Below are 14597 nucleotides of genomic sequence, written 5' to 3' on the forward strand. Positions count from 1 at the left end.
GGGTGCGAGCGGCGCGCTCAGAGCGCGGCGAGGACCTCGCGCGGCGGCGGGTTGGTGCGCGCCACACCACCCACGACGACCGTCGGGACGACCTCGTCGCCGCCGTTGACGCTCCTGACGTACGCCGACGCCGCGGGGTCGGCCCACACGTCGACCCACACGACGTCAGCAGCCCGCTTGCCGAGCACGAGCTCGAGGCGTTTGCAGAACGGGCAACCCTTGCGCCAGTAGACGACCACCCGCCCGTCGTCCGCCGCGCGCGCACCTTCGACGGCGGACACCGATGCGGGTTTCCGGTTGAACACGTCGACCAGTATGCCCACGCCCGGATGGCTGCTTGGATCGCAGCATGGCTTCCCGACTGACCGAGATCTCCCTCGACTGCCACGACCCCGAACTCCTCGCCGACTTCTGGTGCGGCGTGCTGGGCTGGGTCGTGGTCCACCGCGAGCCGGGCCTCGTCGAGATCAGCCCGGAGCGGGTCGAGGACCAGCAGCTGCTGGACGCCGTGCGCTCCGGACCGGTCTGCCCGACGATCTTCCTGGCGAAGGTCGACGAGCCCAAGACGGTGAAGAACCGCTCGCACTTCGACGTCTCCCCCGTCGACGTACCGCACGAGGAGGAGGTGGAGCGCATCCTCGCCCTGGGCGCGACGCGGGCCGACATCGGGCAGACCGGCGAGGAGTCGTGGACCGTGCTGGCGGACCCCGAGGGCAACGAGTTCTGCGTGCTCCGGAGCCTCGCGCCGGGGCACTTCACGCTGTGACCGGTCTCGACGTGCGCCTGCCGGTCGAGACCGAGCGGCTGGTCCTGCGAGCGCATCGGGCGACCGACCTCGACGACCTCCTCGCCTTCCACTCCGACCCCGAGGTGGTGCGCTACGTGCCGTGGCCGGTCCGCGACCGCAGGGCCACCGCGGAGACGCTGCAGGTCAAGCTGACCCAGACCGAGCTCATCGCCCACGGCCAGTGGCTCGTGCTGGCCGTCGAGCTGCGGTCGACGGGCGCCGTGATCGGCGAGGTGCTGCTCAAGTGGGCCTCGGAACGCCAGGGCGAGGTGGGCTTCGCGCTCGCCCGCGAGCACCACGGCCGGGGATACGCCGCCGAGGCCGCCACCGCGATGCTGCGCCTCGGCTTCGACGACCTCGGCTTCCACCGCATCACGGCCGTCTGCATCGAGGGCAACACCCAGTCCGCCCGGCTGCTGACCCGGCTCGGCATGCGGCAGGAGGCCCGCCTGGTCGACAACGTGCACTTCAAGGGCGCGTGGGCCACCCAGCTGGTGTTCGCGATGCTCGAGGACGAGTGGCGATCCGGGGATCGATAGATCCGCACACCGCGGCCCCACCGATCGGTTGCGACGACCAGCGGGGCCTCGACCGTTCCCCCTGTCGGCCTGATCCACGTCTACCCGAGCCCCGTGGGGCTGCTCAACACCCCGATGGCGGGTGGACAGACCCTGCCCTGCTCGCCGTCGTACGGACCGAACGGGGGGAGCCGACCGCCCGTCACGCGCTCGACGACCGCCCCGGCGGGCGTTGGGTCCGTCCGACGGCGCTGGTCGCGAGCCCGAGCGCGCGGGTCGTGCGGCTGCCACGATGTGGCCATGACCGTGCCGACCGCGCTGCCCGGAGCGTCGGAGCCGCTCTTCCCGGGCTCCATCGAGACCTACCTGATCACCGACGTGCCGCTCTGCAGCCCCTCGACCACGGTGGCCGAGCTCCACCGGATCCTCGTGGGCGGCCGCTTCGACTCGGTGGCGGACGTGGCGGTCGTGGAGCAGGGCGGCGGGGACGCGGACCCGAGCTCCACCCGGCACCGCCTCCTGGGCCTGATCCGCGTCGAGACGGTCCTCGGCGCCGATCCGTCCGCACGGGCCGCCGACCTGATGGACCCCGATCCACCCGCCGTGGCTCCGGGCACCGACCAGGAGGCCGCGGCGTGGAAGGCCGCGCACCACGGAGAGTCGAGCCTGGCCGTCGTGGACGACGAGGGCGGCTTCCGGGGACTGGTCACGCCCCAGCGACTGCTGACCGTGCTGCTCACCGAGCACGACCAGGACCTCGCCCGGCTGGGCGGCTTCATGAGCTCCTCGGCCTCGGCACGCCACGCGATGGACGAGCCCCTCGCAGCGCGCCTGTGGCACCGGCTGCCGTGGCTGCTCATCGGGCTCCTCGGTTCTGCCGGCGCGGCCGTGCTCGTGCGTGGGTTCGAGGAGGGCCTGGCCGCCGACGTGCGGCTCGCCTTCTTCATCCCGGGCATCGTCTACATGGCCGACGCGGTGGGGACGCAGACCGAGGCGCTGGTCATCCGCGGGCTGTCGGTGGGTGTTCCCATCGCGCGGGTCTTCCGCCTGGAGTCGCTGACCGGCCTGCTCGTGGGGCTGGTCCTCGCCGGCGCCACCCTGCCGGCCGTCTGGTGGGTGCTCGGCTCCGCAGAGCTGGCCGTGACCGTCGCCCTCGCACTGCTCGCAGCGTGCACCGTCGCAACCGTGATCGCCATGGCGCTGCCCTGGCTCGTCGCGCGCATGGGTCGTGACCCCGCCTTCGGCAGCGGACCGCTCGCGACGGTCATCCAGGACCTGTTGTCGCTGATGATCTACTTCGCCGTCGCCGCCGTCATCGTCGGCTGAGCCGGGTCGGACGCCGGACGGCTCGGCCGGGCGTCGAGGGTCGTCACGTGGCCCTGGACATGAACTCGCGCAGCACGCGCGCGAAGCGATCGGGGTCGTCGAGGTGCGGGAAGTGGCCTGCACCCTCGAACAGCTCGACGCGACAGTCGGGGAGGGCTCGCTGCGCGTTGAGCGCGTGCCACGCCGGGATCATCCGGTCCCGGGATCCCCACACGATCAGCGTCGGCGGCGGCGTCACTGCTTCGAGGTGGTCGTGGGCGCTGATGCTCTGGCCGCCGATGTCGATCACCGCGCGGGTGGTGGCGAGGAACGCGCGACGGCTCTCCCGGTCACCCAGCGAGGTGAACCCGCGCCAGATGGCCCCGATGTCCGCCCCCGGCTTCCAGCCCACCCGCTGCGCGCCGCGACCGAGCGCCTCGACCCGCTGGAGAACTGGCGCGGAGGCGACGACCCCGAGCACCTGCTCGGCGCCGGGAAGCGTCGCCGAGCGGAGCACGAGGTTGACCTCACGCCCGAGGCCGCCGCTCGCGACGAGCACGAGGCGGTCCACCCGGTCGGGGAAGAGATAGTAGAACTGCATCGCGATGCCCCCGCCCAGCGAGTGCCCGACGAGGGTGACCCGTTCCACGCCCAGGTGGTCGAGCAGGTCGCGCAACGTCGCGGCATGTGAGCCGAGCGAGTAGTCGCCCGTCGGCTTGGCGGAGGCTCCGTGCCCGAAGAGGTCCGGCACCAGCACCCGGTGGTCGTCGTCGATCTCGTCGACGAGGTGGGCCCACTGGCGCTGCGAGCCGAGGATGCCGTGGATGAAGAGCACGGCCGGGCCGGAGCCGCTGTCGACGTACGACAGCTCGTGGCCGTGGAGCACGACCGTCTGCGGGGCCAGGGTGACCATCAGCATCCTCACTGTGACGGAGTGTTACCCCACGGTAACCCCGTGCGGCACCACCGCGGCCGATCTGGGTCGAAGATCACGCGCCGACCCACCCGTCCGAGGCCCGGCGGTCACTGCAGCTCGCCGCCCTATTCACGTTCGATCGCGCAGGGTGCCGCGCATCACCGGGTTGGCAGCCCGGCTGGGAATCCCATCTAGGTGAGGCGCCGCGCTGCGAGCACGGCGACGTCGTCGTCGCGCCGGGGGTCGCCGACCTTGCTGACCAGGGTCGGCACGAGCTGGTCGAGCGGCTGCGCGGCGAGGGACTCCGCCGCCAGCGCTGCACGCTCTTGGCCATCGGTGATGTCCTCACCGCGTCGCTCGATCAGTCCATCGGTGAATGTGATGACGAGGTCACCGGCACCGAAGGGCAATGTGTCCGCGGAACGAGTCGGAGTGCCCACGCCCAGGGGTGGGCCGTCGGCCGCGGGGAGCTGGGTTGCGCCGTCGGGCCGCAACAAGAGCGGTGCGGGGTGGCCCGCGTTGGCCCAGCTCAACGTGTCCGCGCTCGGGTCGACCAGCATGTAGAGGAGGGTGACGAGCTGCTCGGAGGCGTAGTGGTCGAACATCCGGTCGAGCCGCGCCAGGACGACCTGAGGGTCGGGGTCCAGTGCGGCGTACGCGCGGACGGCTGCCCGGACCTGCGCCATCGCCGCGGCGGCCGAGACACCTCGTCCCATGACGTCGCCGATGAACATCAGCAGGCGCCCGTCGTCGAGCTCGACGACGTCGTAGAAGTCACCGCCGACCTCGGTGCGCCCGGCAGGGCTGTAGTAGTGCTCGACCTCCCATCGTGACGAGGTGGCGAGCGCGTGGGGCAGCACGGCGCGCTGGAGCTGGACTGCAGCAGCCAACGTCTGACTGTAGAGCTCCGAATTGTCCAGCGACACCGCCGCCCGCTGGGCAAGCTCCTCGGCCAGTGCAAGATCCTCGGACGTGAAGTGGCGTTCGGACTCAGCCGCCACCCAGGTGATGACTCCGAGGACGCGACCGCGCGCGACAAGCGGAACGGTGACGGCACTTCGGAGGTGGAGGGCCCGCGCGATGGCTGCGTGCTCGTCGTCCACCGCGCCGGCCGTCAGCATCTCGTCGGTGATCTCGGCGATGAGCTCGCTGCGCCCGGTACGCATGACGTGCCACGCTCCGTGGGGCGCGTCCGGGTCGGCGGGGTAACGCTCGGCCAGCTCATGTGCGAGCTGCACCTTCGCCGGGTCGACGTGGGCCACGGCGAGACGGCGCAGTCGCCCGTCGTCGACCACGTCGATCGCGCACCAGTCGGCGAACGTCGGCACGGCCAAGCGGGCGACGTTGGCGAGCGTCACCTGGTAGTCGAGGCTGCTGGCCAGCTCGGTGGCTGCCTCGGCGAGGAACTCGAGCTTCGCTCGCTGCCGAGCAGCTTCCTTCTGGGCCTTGATGCGGGCGACGCTCTGGGCGCACGTGTCGGCGAGGATGCCGAGGAACTCAACCTCTGCGTCCTCGAGGTCGCGCGCCTCCGTGAACGTGAGGTTGATGGCACCGATCACCGCCGCACCAGTGCTGAGGGGCAGGGCGACCACCGTGTGCGCGTTCCGCGCAGGCATGTCGCAGAAGCGACGTCCGATCGCGTCCGGCCCGCTGACCACCAGCTGCGATCCAGTGCGGATGGCCTCCGCGGACGGGGTCCGCACCGTGACGGGGAAGGTGCTCCACTCCTCCTTGTCGCCCGCACGACCGCCGCTGAGCGCCATGAGCAGCACCGTGCGTTGATCGTCACTCAGCAGCGTCATGGACGCGACCGCCGCCCCGACCGCCTCCGCACCGTGGGTGACAACGGTCTCGCACACCGCCTCAACCGTGTGCAGGTCCGCCAGCTCCCCGGTCACGCGCGCGAGACGGGTCAGTCGGTCGGAAAGGGGCGCAGGGCCGGGCACGCGGCCATCATCGCAACGCGCGAGCGTGTTGGGGAGTGTATGCGCGGAGTCCACCCCGATTGGCGGATCTGTCCGGGCCCACGCCGTCGATGCGTCGAGCCGTGGCGCCGCCGCGGTGGTCGCCGTACGCTCACGTCGTGGAGGCTGGAAGCGATGGGAGGGCGACCGTCCTGGGTTCCACGACCGCGTGGGCCGAAGGGGCGCTCGGCACCCTCACCGCGCTCCCTGGCGTGCGTCGGGCGGGGATCGCGGTGGCCCGCTGGGGCATCGACCGCGACACGGCCGACACCGTCGCGCTGTGCATGTCGGAGCTCGTCACCAACTCCGTACTGCACGCCGCCTCAGGATGCCGGGTGCAGGTGACGAACGACGCCGGAACCGTGACCGTCGAGGTCCGCGACGCCGGTCCAGGAACCGACCTGAGGCCGCCCGACGCCAGCAACCCCCTCCGCGTCGACGGCCGCGGACTCCAGCTGGTCGACGCCCTTGCGAGCCGGTGGGGATCCTCACGGGACGGCAGCGGCTTCAGTGCGCGGTTCATGATGGACAGCTGATACGAATCACCATCCACGACGAGCGTGCTGTCGGGGCTCAAGTGAACGCGGCGCGCCATTGGGAGCTTGCGGTGGGGCCGCACACCGGTTGGTTGCGTCGGAGGCAACTGCTCGTGTCGCGCGTCCGGCTGCACTGACGTCCCGCCTCCAACAGCCGCATCAGGCAGAGGTCCGCCCGCACGCCAGAGGACCCGGCGCCGTGTCTGGCGCCGGGTCCGGTGAGGGACTGGTGTCATCGCAGGACGGGGTACTTCCGTACCAGTCCGGTGCGGTTCCACCAGTGACCCAGCCCCCACGTGGTGCCGGCCGCGCCGAGGGCGAGGACGACCATCACGATCACGCCGATGAGGTGGTCATCGACGACCGGGTTGTTCTCCAGCGGCAGCACCGCGGCGTACATGAACGCGTACATGAGAGCGCCGGCCGCCGTGCCGATCCGCATCCCGACCCCCAGGAGGAGGGTCACGCCAATCCCGAGCAGGCCGGCCATGAACAGCCAGTCGACCCAGGCCTGACCGGCGAGGGAGGTGAAGAACCCATGGAAGGGGTTGTCCGGAGGGACGCCGAAGGTGAGGAAGCCCTCGGTCGGGCTGCCTCCGTTGAGCCAGGCGGCGTCCTGGGCCATGAAGTCGATCCCTGCCCGGGAACCGTCCTCGGCGAACTGGGCACCGGTGCTGAAGCCCAGGGCGAACGTCTTGTCGAGGAAAGCCCACAGGAAGGTGAATCCGAAGGCGATCCGCAGGGTGGCGAGGGCGCGAGCGAGACCGACGTTGTGGACTTCCTCGGTCTCCGAGGTGGTGACGCCCTCGGTGCTGATGTGGTGCTGGCGGTGGATGACGTTCATCGTCATCTCCTCCTCGAGTGGTGGGTTTGCTGGGTCACCACCAGAGTCCCGCTGCCCCGCTCAGGGGATCAGGGCCGCCGGTCACCGTCGTCGCGGGACCAAGGTCCCGACCGGGTGCGACGCTGTCGGCGGGCGTGAGCCAGATCGCGACATGGACGAGTCCGTGTGCGACGAGGAACAGGCCGAGCAGACAGGCGCGTCAGTCCTCCCGCGACCTGTCGTGGACCTGGAAGACCGGGTACCGGTGGGCGATGCGTTCGAAGTCAGCGAGCGTGGGTTCCGGGCCCAGGCCGAAGTTGAGCTGCGCCTGCAGCCGGGCCGCCGCCTCGCCGCTGCGAGCGGCCCCGGCTGCTTGATAGGCGGCCAGGACGGGCGCGCGTGAGCTGGGCGGGCGCTCGACCAGCCGCACGGGGCGTGATCCACGGTGGTGCAGGACGGCGCGCCCGTGAGCGGCGCGCACGTTGCGGACCCAGTCGGACTCCCCGGCCAAGGCCACGAGGTGCTCCGCCCCGTCGAAAGGCGTGAGGAGGACCGGGTTGCGGCGCATTCGGCCGGTGCGGCGCCCACGCACTTCCAAGGTGACCGCGTGCCGGGGCGCGAGGCCCATGCTGGTCAGCGGCACCCCTGTCCACCGGCTGAGGCGGCCGTAGAGCCGCGCGGGTGCGCGGTAGGGGGTGTCGGCGGAGTAGTCCTGGGGGCGCAACCAGCGTGCGAGCAGCGTCGTACGGGCTTGGGCATCACGGGGCGGTGTCATCGGCCCTCCCGGTTGGCGCGTGCCTCAGACCGAGCAGCAGCAGGATGCCCGCGGCGAGGTAGAGGAGCACGATGACCGGCTCGGCGGGGTCGGTGCCGACCGCACCGGGCACGTCGGCGGCGACCTGGAACGGCATGGCGACCAGGTAGGTGAGCTGGTGCAGGATGCCGGGCAACAGGGCGAGGACGGCGAGGACGAAGCCCCAGGGCATCCGTCGCCACAACAGGACCGCGGCGGCGGCGTAGAGCGGCACCAGCAGCGCGAGGTCCAGCGCCATGCCCAGGTGCACGACGAGGTCGGTCTCGACCAGCCGGCTCCCGGCCGGCACGTCACCGGTGACGGCGTTGTCGAGCGCCCAGTAGACCCACAGCCCGCCGAGGGACACCGCGAGCAGCGCGAGGATGCTGCCCACGACACGGACGGGCGTCTTCATCCCGAACCGGTTCGCGAGCTCGTCGGCGTCGAGGCTCACGAGGGTGAGCACGAGCAACCACAACGCCGTGCCGAACACCGCTACGTGGAACAGGAACAGGTCGTTGAAGCCGGTGCCGAACAGGTAGTAGGCGTAGGTGTAGACGACGTAGGCGCCCAGGCCGGCGAGCGACAGCTGGCCGAGGACCGAGCCCCGGCCCGCCGAACCGGTCACGAGCACGAGGGCCGGGACGACGAGCACCACGTGCACGAGGTCCCAGGCGCGCAGGGTCGCCGCGGTGGACCCGGGGCCGGTGTAGACACCGTCGACGAACAGGCCGGCCGCGGAGGCAGCGAGCACGAGGACGACCAGGAACCAGACCAACACCAGCGTGAACGAGGTCGGCCGTCGGGAAGCGTGGCCCGGGCTGGTGCGCGGTCGCGTGTCACGAGTGTCGATCGACATGACCGGTCCCTCCCGGCTGCAACCACCGTGCGCTGCCGACGTCCGCTGGTGTCCGAGACGCCGCAACTTCGCGCCCTTGCGTCGGTTGCTGAGGCCGACGGGCGGCACGGCGTTCGGCGCGGAGGAGCAGTCCGAGGGTGAGGATCATCAGCGGCGCCCAGACCCACAGCACCCCGCCGAAGGCCAGCTGTCCGACGTGGAACACCATCAAGGACACCAGCCCGACCTGGGTCATCCGCCCGCCCACCAGGACGAGCGCGCCCGCCGTCGCCTCCCCGATGATGAGCAGCGTGATGAAGAACCCTTGATGGGGCACGACGAGTGACGCCCAGGTGTCACGCACGAACGCAAACGGCGACGGCTCGGCGAAGTCGGCATACGCGTCGTCGCCGAGCGTCAAGTAGATCGCGTTCACTGCAGCGCCGAAGACGATGAACAGCACACCGATGGCCCAGCGACCGACCCGCCGGGCCCTGTCACTCTGGCTGGCGCGTAGGGCCGCGACGAATGCGACCCCGCCCAGCACGAGCCACATGATCTTCTCCATGACAACCTCCGTCCAGAGGGACCACTCGCCCTCAGTCGTCCTCGGTGGGCGGCAGCATGTGAGTGGGACCGCCCTCGTACTGGTGCACGACGGCCGTGACGTGGGCCGCGGTGTGGGTGACGAACGCCCCGACCGGGTTGCCGGTGAACACTGCCGCTGAGTTGCCGAGGGCGGTGCCGATGACCGGGGAGCGCAGGTCGGCATCGCGGTACTCGGAGTAGCCGAGGTGGTAGCTCGTCGACACCAGCAGCGACAGCGCCAGGGTCAGGCCGGCGTAGCCCAGCTTTCGCCGGGTGCCGGTGCGGTCGCCGCGCATGACGAGGTAGGCGACGGCAGCGGGGAACACGAAGAGCAGCACTGTGTCGGCGCTGCCGTAGACCACGCCGCGCCACGCGATGTCGAACCACCACCGCAGACCGTCCGGGTGGTCGGTGCCCGCCGTTGAGAGCACGATCCCGGCCACCGCCGCCCCGGCAAGGGCACCGACGAGCAGGCTCCGCTGCCAGTGCTGCTGCCACAGTCCAGCCAGTCGGTGCCGGTATCTGATCAGGAACGCGGCGAAGAACGCCCCCACTGTCGCGACGTAGACGAGGTAGTACAGGTCACGCGGCAACGCGAACAGATCAGTCCCGACGAACGGGACCGCGAAGAACAGCCCGGCACCCGCGGCCAACCACACCCACGGCCCCCACGGGGGCTCGGTCATGGTGGCGGTCGTGTGGGTGACGGCCGGCCTGTCCCTGTGAAGGACGCGCATGATCGCTCACTTCCTCTCGGTCAAGCGTGGTCGAAGGGCGACGAACGGGCGAGTCCTGACGAACTCGCGCAGCGCCTCGTCCGACCGCAGATCCACCCCGAACGCCAGCTCGACCATCCGCATTCGCAGCGGGTGACGGCGCCGGAAGGCCACGCCCACCGCGAACGCCTCCTCGTCGGTGAGGAAACGATGGTGGGGCACGTAGGACTGCCGTCCGATGCGAACCAGCAGCGGGGGGTTGGCACGCAGGTTGCGCACCCAGTCGGTGCGCGGCCCCCACACCGAGCAGATGACGGCTTCCTCCGTCGTCCGGTCCTCGGCGAGGACCATCGCGGCGGTGTCGTGCGGTCGGCCGGTCCTGCGTCCCGCGTGGGTCAGAACCAGGAAGACGTGACCGAGGAGCCACCCGCCTCCAGTCCGGTACAGCGGCAGCGGCAGTCGGAAGACGAAGAGCGCCAGACGGCCCGGTCGTCGCCGAAAGCCCAGGAGGGGTCGGGTCGCTGGACCGCGGTGGACCGTGCGAACCCCCATGACGGGTCATCTCCCCCCAGTGGGATCGGGCGGCGCGCCGAGGCGCGCCTTGGTCAGCGCGACCACGGCGGCAGCGCATGCGAGATAGATGCCGAGGATGACGGCATCGACGGTCAGCGAGTCGGCGGTGAAGAGCAAGTGGTCCTGCGCGGCGGTGAAGCTGGCGTGCAGCAGGACGCACAGCAGGACGCTGCCCGTGCGGTTGAACAACCAGGTGTAGAAGAACGCCAGCACCAGCGGGACCACGAACCCGGCCGGTCCGTACAGGGGGACGTGCCACACGCCCCAGGCCAGACCGACGAGCGCCGTCGCCGCCAACGGCGTGTGCCGTGCCTGCAGACGAGGCAGCGCGTAACCGCGCCACCCGGGCTCCTCCAGACCGCCGAACAGCGTCGCCGTGAGCACCAGAGTGAGCAGGTAGCCGGGGACGCGGCCCGGAAGGAGTGACCAGTCCACGTCCGTCCCGAGCACCTGCAGGGTGAGGTTCACCAGACCGTACACAGCGGCCGGCAGCGCGAGTGCATACGCGTAGAACCGCGGTCGCACCCGCCACGTCAGGAGCCCGCGCAGCCACGGACCCAGGGGTTGCCCGGCGAGGCGAAGCATCACAGCCGCGGCGCCGGCCGGACCGAACCCGCCGAGCACGACCAGCGCGAACGAGCCCGTCACGTAGGCCAGGACCCACGCCGGCCACGACAGCACATAGGCGAGGAGTACGTAGCCAAGCACCGGATGGGCGCGAAGCCATCGTCCGGTGCGCGCGGCAGGGACATCCGTCCGGGCGCGCTCGGAGGGGTTGGTGGTCGGCGGGTGCGTCATCTCGAATCACCTTCACGACCAGTCCACCGCGGTCCGCACCCGATGGGCAGGGCGGAAGGTCCCCGACAAGGGGAGGCGTTCGGCCGGCGCTGCCCGTGGCCCGGCGGACCTTCGCCTCTGCCGCCGCCCGCGAGCTGGTCGTAGCGTCGACGGTGACATCGGAGCGCCCGTCGCCGCATCACGTAGTCCTCGAGAGGAGCGACCGTGAACGAGACAGTGGGCAACCGGAGCCGGGTCGAGGTCCACCTCGAGGAGCTCGGCCAGCACAGCTGCTGGAAAGCGCTGCTCAACACGATGACCGGCACGAATGGCAGCGCCCAGTACCGCTTCGTCGCTCGTCTCGCCGGCTACGCGGACACCCCCAACCTCCACGTCCGAGAGGGAGCGACCTTCCCCCTCATGCGATGGCAGGACCTGGACAACGAGCGCCAGCCCAACGCCTTCTCCGACATCGCCCACCAGCGCCTCGAGGAGCTCGACGCCACGTTGCGCGACGACGGCTGGAGCCGGTGCGATGAGCCCGGCCGACACTGGTGGTCGCGGACGTACGAGGCGATCCGTTAGCGAAGCCTCCCCGGCACGGTCGGCCAAGGCGTGCGTGGACATCGGGTCTGAGCTGAGCCCCGGCTACGCGGCCGAGCTGCGACGCGACTCGTGCTCGCGGGTGATCCACTCCGGAGGACCTTCGCCTCTGTGTTCCAAGCGTCCTCGGGCCGATGGTGATCAGAGAAGGGCGAGGAAGAGGGGCTGTCGTGAAGACCGATGCGGCGTCGACGCCGAGGCCGACACTGCGGCAGGTGGGCCGCGAGCTGGGCGCTGTCGTGGCCGACGTGCCGCGATTCGTCGGTGCGCCCTTGTTCCGCTCGCGTCACTTGCGGTGGGGGGCCACTCCCGCAGAGGTGACGGATGCGATGCCCGGCGACGGATGGGTCTCGGAGGCGCAGTACCGCACGACCAGGGCCATCACCATCGACGCGCCGCCTGAAGCGGTCTGGCCCTGGCTGGTCCAGGTCGGATGCCTGCGAGCGGGCTTCTACAGCGACGACCTCCTCGACAACCTCGCCCACCCCAGCGCCACGTCCGTCATCCCCGAGCTCCAGCATCTTCGGATCGGGCAGTCGGTGCCGATGTCGCCCGGAGGTCCGAGCGACCGCACGGCCTTCAAGGTCGCATCCTTCGACGAACACGAGTCGCTGCTCTGGGCAAAACCGGACAGCACGTGGTCGTGGCGACTGACGGAGCTGTCTGGCGGTCGCACGCGCTTGGTGACTCGGGTGAGAGCTCGCTACGACTGGCACCACCCGTTCGACGCGGCTCTCGGCGTGCTGCTGATGGAGCTGGGGGACTTCGCGATGATGCGACGGATGCTGCGTGGCATCAAGGAACGCGCTGAGTCGCTGGCCTCCGGCGTGTCCGAACACACCGACGTAGTAACCGCGTCCGTCTGGGGGCCGTGGGCGCGCGCTTGGCTGGGAGTCCTGGCGTGGGCGTTCGTCAACGGCGGCTTGCATCGAGCATACGAGCCTGCCCTCGGTGTGCTGCCGGCAGAGCAGCTGTCGAACGCCACGCTGCTCGCGGTGGTCATGCCCTGGGCAGTCATGGTGGAGCGGAGGCATCCCTTGACGTCACACGAAGAAGCGCTCAAGGTCGGAGCTCTGTGGGGAACGCTCACGGTTGCGTTCGAATTCGTAGGTGGCCGATACCTCAATGGTGACAGCTGGCGGACGCTTCTCGACGCATACGACCTGGGAGCCGGTCACCTGTGGCCGTTAGCGGTGTGCGGGATCGTCCTGGCGCCGGTGGTGGCCCGGATGTGGCGACTCGCACGCACTTCCCATCAGCGCGCCCAGGAACGGTCGACGTCCTAGCCACCAGGGCGAGGAGTACGCAGCACTCGCCGGGTGCGACCGCTCGATTCGTCCAACCTCATGTCGAGAGCCCTACGCACGCGACACCGCGGTGGTCGAGACGTGACGGCGTGGGCCCCCGTCATACGCAGCGGGGGAATCGAGGCAGCGCTCGCGGGTACCACCCTTCTTGCGGACTCTGTGCGGACCGTGAGCGACCACACCCGCCCTGGCCTGCGCAAACGCTCGATTCAGACGTTGAAGCGGAACTCCACCACGTCGCCGTCGGCCATGACGTAGTCCTTGCCCTCCATGCGCACCTTGCCGGCCTCCTTGGCCTTGAGCATGGAGCCAGCGTCCATGAGGTCGTCGAAGGAGACGATCTCGGCCTTGATGAAGCCCTTCTGGAAGTCGGTGTGGATGACGCCGGCGGCCTCGGGGGCGGTGGCGCCCTTCCGGATCGTCCAGGCGCGGGTCTCCTTGGGGCCTGCGGTCAGGTAGGTCTGCAGGCCGAGGGTGTCGAAGCCGACGCGGGCGAGCTGGTCGAGGCCCGACTCGGTGATGCCCATCTCGGCGAGCATCTCGTGCGCCATCTCGTCGTCGTCCATCTCGGCGAGGTCGGCCTCGAACTTGGCGTCGAGGAAGATCGCCTCGGCCGGCGCGATGATCTCGCGCATCCTGTCCTTGAGTGCCTCGTCGGCGAGCTCGTCGGCGTCGCAGTTGAAGACGTAGATGAAGGGCTTGGCCGTGAGCAGCGACAGCTCGCGCAGCAGGGAGCGGTCGATGTCGGTGGCGATGATCGGGGTGCCGGACTCCAGCGCTTCCTTGGCTGCCTTGGCGGCCTCGAGGTTCGCGACGAGGTCCTTGACCTTGCGCGACTCCTTCTCCAGCCGGGCGATGGCCTTCTCGACGGTCTCGAGGTCGGCGAAGATCAGCTCGGTCTGGATGGTGGAGATGTCGTTGGCGGGGTTGACCTCACCGTCGACGTGGGTGACGTCCTCGTCGCGGAAGACGCGGGTGACCTGGCAGATCGCGGCGGACTCGCGGATGTGGGCGAGGAACTTGTTGCCCAGGCCCTCGCCCTGCGAGGCACCGCGAACGATGCCGGCGATGTCGACGAACTCCACCGTGGCCGGCAGCTGCTTGGCCGACTCGAACACCTCGGCCAGCCGCGGCAGCCGCTCGTCGGGAACGCCCACGACGCCGACGTTGGGCTCGATGGTGGCGAACGGGTAGTTCGCCGCGAGGACGTCGTTCTTGGTCAGTGCGTTGAAGAGCGTCGACTTGCCCGCGTTGGGGAGACCGACGATGCCGATGGTGAGAGCCACGGGCGGGGAGTCTACGGCTGCGCGCGGTGCGTCCGCGATTCCCGGCGGGCGGGAGAAGAGGCGACGGCAGAGGGCCCGGCCGTCCGGCCGGGCCCTCCCTCCTGCGCGCCGCGGCGTCCGTCAGGAGCCGTGGACCGACCGCACCCCCGCGCGATCCGCCCCGGTCTTCGACAGGTCGCTGGAGGACCCGTGGCCCCACCCAACCCCGGCCCGGTGCGGGCGGGGAAGGTTCGGACAGGGTCAGGTGTGTGCACTGCAGGAACCTGC

The 14597-nt window shown here is 70.4% G+C and carries 17 protein-coding genes; 6 read left to right on the forward strand and 11 right to left on the reverse strand.

Annotated features, from left to right (window positions below):
• Window positions 1-17: 17 nt before the first annotated feature.
• Window positions 18-305: a glutaredoxin domain-containing protein gene (locus HOO61_RS21800; RefSeq protein ID WP_216659170.1), complete on the reverse strand. Its 288-nt coding sequence runs from the start codon at window positions 303-305 to the stop codon at window positions 18-20.
• Window positions 306-349: 44 nt separating this feature from the next.
• Between HOO61_RS21800 and HOO61_RS21805 the strand changes: the two genes are divergently transcribed.
• The 3 genes from HOO61_RS21805 to HOO61_RS21815 all read left to right on the forward strand — a co-directional run bounded on the left by HOO61_RS21805 (window position 350) and on the right by HOO61_RS21815 (window position 2631).
• Complete coding sequence (locus HOO61_RS21805) at window positions 350-766, forward strand: VOC family protein (protein WP_172261817.1); 417 nt, start codon at window positions 350-352, stop codon at window positions 764-766.
• Window positions 763-1326, forward strand: coding sequence for a GNAT family N-acetyltransferase (locus tag HOO61_RS21810; RefSeq protein ID WP_367650275.1), 564 nt, complete (start codon window positions 763-765; stop codon window positions 1324-1326). The genes HOO61_RS21805 and HOO61_RS21810 overlap by 4 nt, the downstream gene beginning before the upstream one ends.
• A 279-nt stretch (window positions 1327-1605) precedes the next feature.
• Window positions 1606-2631: a magnesium transporter gene (locus tag HOO61_RS21815; RefSeq protein ID WP_172261819.1), complete on the forward strand. Its 1026-nt coding sequence runs from the start codon at window positions 1606-1608 to the stop codon at window positions 2629-2631.
• A 43-nt stretch (window positions 2632-2674) separates the two neighbouring features.
• Here HOO61_RS21815 and HOO61_RS21820 read toward each other — a convergent pair whose 3' ends face one another.
• Complete coding sequence (locus HOO61_RS21820) at window positions 2675-3523, reverse strand: alpha/beta fold hydrolase (RefSeq protein ID WP_172261821.1); 849 nt, start codon at window positions 3521-3523, stop codon at window positions 2675-2677.
• Window positions 3524-3717: 194 nt separating this feature from the next.
• Window positions 3718-5385: a SpoIIE family protein phosphatase gene (locus HOO61_RS21825; RefSeq protein WP_172261823.1), complete on the reverse strand. Its 1668-nt coding sequence runs from the start codon at window positions 5383-5385 to the stop codon at window positions 3718-3720.
• Between the two features lie 224 nt (window positions 5386-5609).
• Here HOO61_RS21825 and HOO61_RS21830 point away from each other — a divergent pair, with 224 nt between their 5' ends.
• On the forward strand, window positions 5610-6026 hold the full coding sequence (locus HOO61_RS21830) for an ATP-binding protein (protein ID WP_172261825.1): 417 nt from the start codon (window positions 5610-5612) through the stop codon (window positions 6024-6026).
• 232 nt (window positions 6027-6258) lie between these two features.
• On the opposite strand, the gene HOO61_RS21835 is transcribed toward HOO61_RS21830, so the two are convergent.
• From HOO61_RS21835 to HOO61_RS21865, 7 genes are all read right to left on the reverse strand, one after another.
• Window positions 6259-6870: a hypothetical protein gene (locus HOO61_RS21835; protein WP_253942653.1), complete on the reverse strand. Its 612-nt coding sequence runs from the start codon at window positions 6868-6870 to the stop codon at window positions 6259-6261.
• Between the two features lie 199 nt (window positions 6871-7069).
• Window positions 7070-7624, reverse strand: a complete 555-nt coding sequence (locus HOO61_RS21840) for a nitroreductase/quinone reductase family protein (protein ID WP_172261827.1) — start codon at window positions 7622-7624, stop codon at window positions 7070-7072.
• Window positions 7608-8501, reverse strand: coding sequence for a hypothetical protein (locus HOO61_RS21845; protein WP_172261829.1), 894 nt, complete (start codon window positions 8499-8501; stop codon window positions 7608-7610). The genes HOO61_RS21840 and HOO61_RS21845 overlap by 17 nt, the downstream gene beginning before the upstream one ends.
• The gene (locus HOO61_RS21850; RefSeq protein ID WP_172261831.1) at window positions 8482-9048 is read right to left on the reverse strand and encodes a hypothetical protein; all 567 of its coding nucleotides are present in this window, start codon (window positions 9046-9048) and stop codon (window positions 8482-8484) included. Before HOO61_RS21850 ends, HOO61_RS21845 begins: the two co-directional genes overlap by 20 nt.
• Before the next feature lie 31 nt (window positions 9049-9079).
• Window positions 9080-9754 carry a hypothetical protein gene (locus HOO61_RS21855; RefSeq protein ID WP_172261833.1) on the reverse strand — a complete coding sequence of 225 codons (675 nt, stop codon included), beginning with the start codon at window positions 9752-9754 and terminating at the stop codon, window positions 9080-9082.
• Between the two features lie 57 nt (window positions 9755-9811).
• Window positions 9812-10336 carry a nitroreductase family deazaflavin-dependent oxidoreductase gene (locus HOO61_RS21860; protein WP_172261835.1) on the reverse strand — a complete coding sequence of 175 codons (525 nt, stop codon included), beginning with the start codon at window positions 10334-10336 and terminating at the stop codon, window positions 9812-9814.
• Window positions 10337-10342: 6 nt separating this feature from the next.
• The gene (locus HOO61_RS21865) at window positions 10343-11155 is read right to left on the reverse strand and encodes a CPBP family intramembrane glutamic endopeptidase (protein WP_172261837.1); all 813 of its coding nucleotides are present in this window, start codon (window positions 11153-11155) and stop codon (window positions 10343-10345) included.
• Window positions 11156-11359: 204 nt separating this feature from the next.
• Between HOO61_RS21865 and HOO61_RS21870 the strand changes: the two genes are divergently transcribed.
• Both HOO61_RS21870 and HOO61_RS23830 read left to right on the forward strand, forming a co-directional pair.
• Window positions 11360-11719, forward strand: coding sequence for a hypothetical protein (locus tag HOO61_RS21870; protein ID WP_172261840.1), 360 nt, complete (start codon window positions 11360-11362; stop codon window positions 11717-11719).
• 188 nt (window positions 11720-11907) lie between these two features.
• Window positions 11908-13023 carry a hypothetical protein gene (locus HOO61_RS23830; RefSeq protein WP_216659171.1) on the forward strand — a complete coding sequence of 372 codons (1116 nt, stop codon included), beginning with the start codon at window positions 11908-11910 and terminating at the stop codon, window positions 13021-13023.
• A 230-nt stretch (window positions 13024-13253) separates the two neighbouring features.
• Here the strand turns inward: HOO61_RS23830 and ychF are convergent, their stop codons facing one another.
• The gene (gene ychF / locus HOO61_RS21880; protein WP_172261842.1) at window positions 13254-14330 is read right to left on the reverse strand and encodes a redox-regulated ATPase YchF; all 1077 of its coding nucleotides are present in this window, start codon (window positions 14328-14330) and stop codon (window positions 13254-13256) included.
• Window positions 14331-14597: the final 267 nt, after the last annotated feature.

It is taken from the genome of Nocardioides sp. zg-1230 (genome assembly GCF_013155335.1).
Taxonomy (GTDB): domain Bacteria; phylum Actinomycetota; class Actinomycetes; order Propionibacteriales; family Nocardioidaceae; genus Nocardioides.

What these genes read in the sequence shown, in the direction of transcription:
- HOO61_RS21835 (WP_253942653.1), bottom strand. Translation starts at nt 6,870, where the DNA reads ATGAACGTCATCCACCGCCAGCACCACATCAGCACCGAGGGCGTCACC.
- HOO61_RS21845 (WP_172261829.1), bottom strand. Translation starts at nt 8,501, where the DNA reads ATGTCGATCGACACTCGTGACACGCGACCGCGCACCAGCCCGGGCCAC.
- HOO61_RS21815 (WP_172261819.1), top strand. Translation starts at nt 1,606, where the DNA reads ATGACCGTGCCGACCGCGCTGCCCGGAGCGTCGGAGCCGCTCTTCCCG.
- HOO61_RS21865 (WP_172261837.1), bottom strand. Translation starts at nt 11,155, where the DNA reads ATGACGCACCCGCCGACCACCAACCCCTCCGAGCGCGCCCGGACGGAT.
- HOO61_RS21840 (WP_172261827.1), bottom strand. Translation starts at nt 7,624, where the DNA reads ATGACACCGCCCCGTGATGCCCAAGCCCGTACGACGCTGCTCGCACGC.
- HOO61_RS21850 (WP_172261831.1), bottom strand. Translation starts at nt 9,048, where the DNA reads ATGGAGAAGATCATGTGGCTCGTGCTGGGCGGGGTCGCATTCGTCGCG.
- HOO61_RS21860 (WP_172261835.1), bottom strand. Translation starts at nt 10,336, where the DNA reads ATGGGGGTTCGCACGGTCCACCGCGGTCCAGCGACCCGACCCCTCCTG.
- HOO61_RS21820 (WP_172261821.1), bottom strand. Translation starts at nt 3,523, where the DNA reads ATGGTCACCCTGGCCCCGCAGACGGTCGTGCTCCACGGCCACGAGCTG.
- HOO61_RS21805 (WP_172261817.1), top strand. Translation starts at nt 350, where the DNA reads ATGGCTTCCCGACTGACCGAGATCTCCCTCGACTGCCACGACCCCGAA.
- HOO61_RS21855 (WP_172261833.1), bottom strand. Translation starts at nt 9,754, where the DNA reads ATGACCGAGCCCCCGTGGGGGCCGTGGGTGTGGTTGGCCGCGGGTGCC.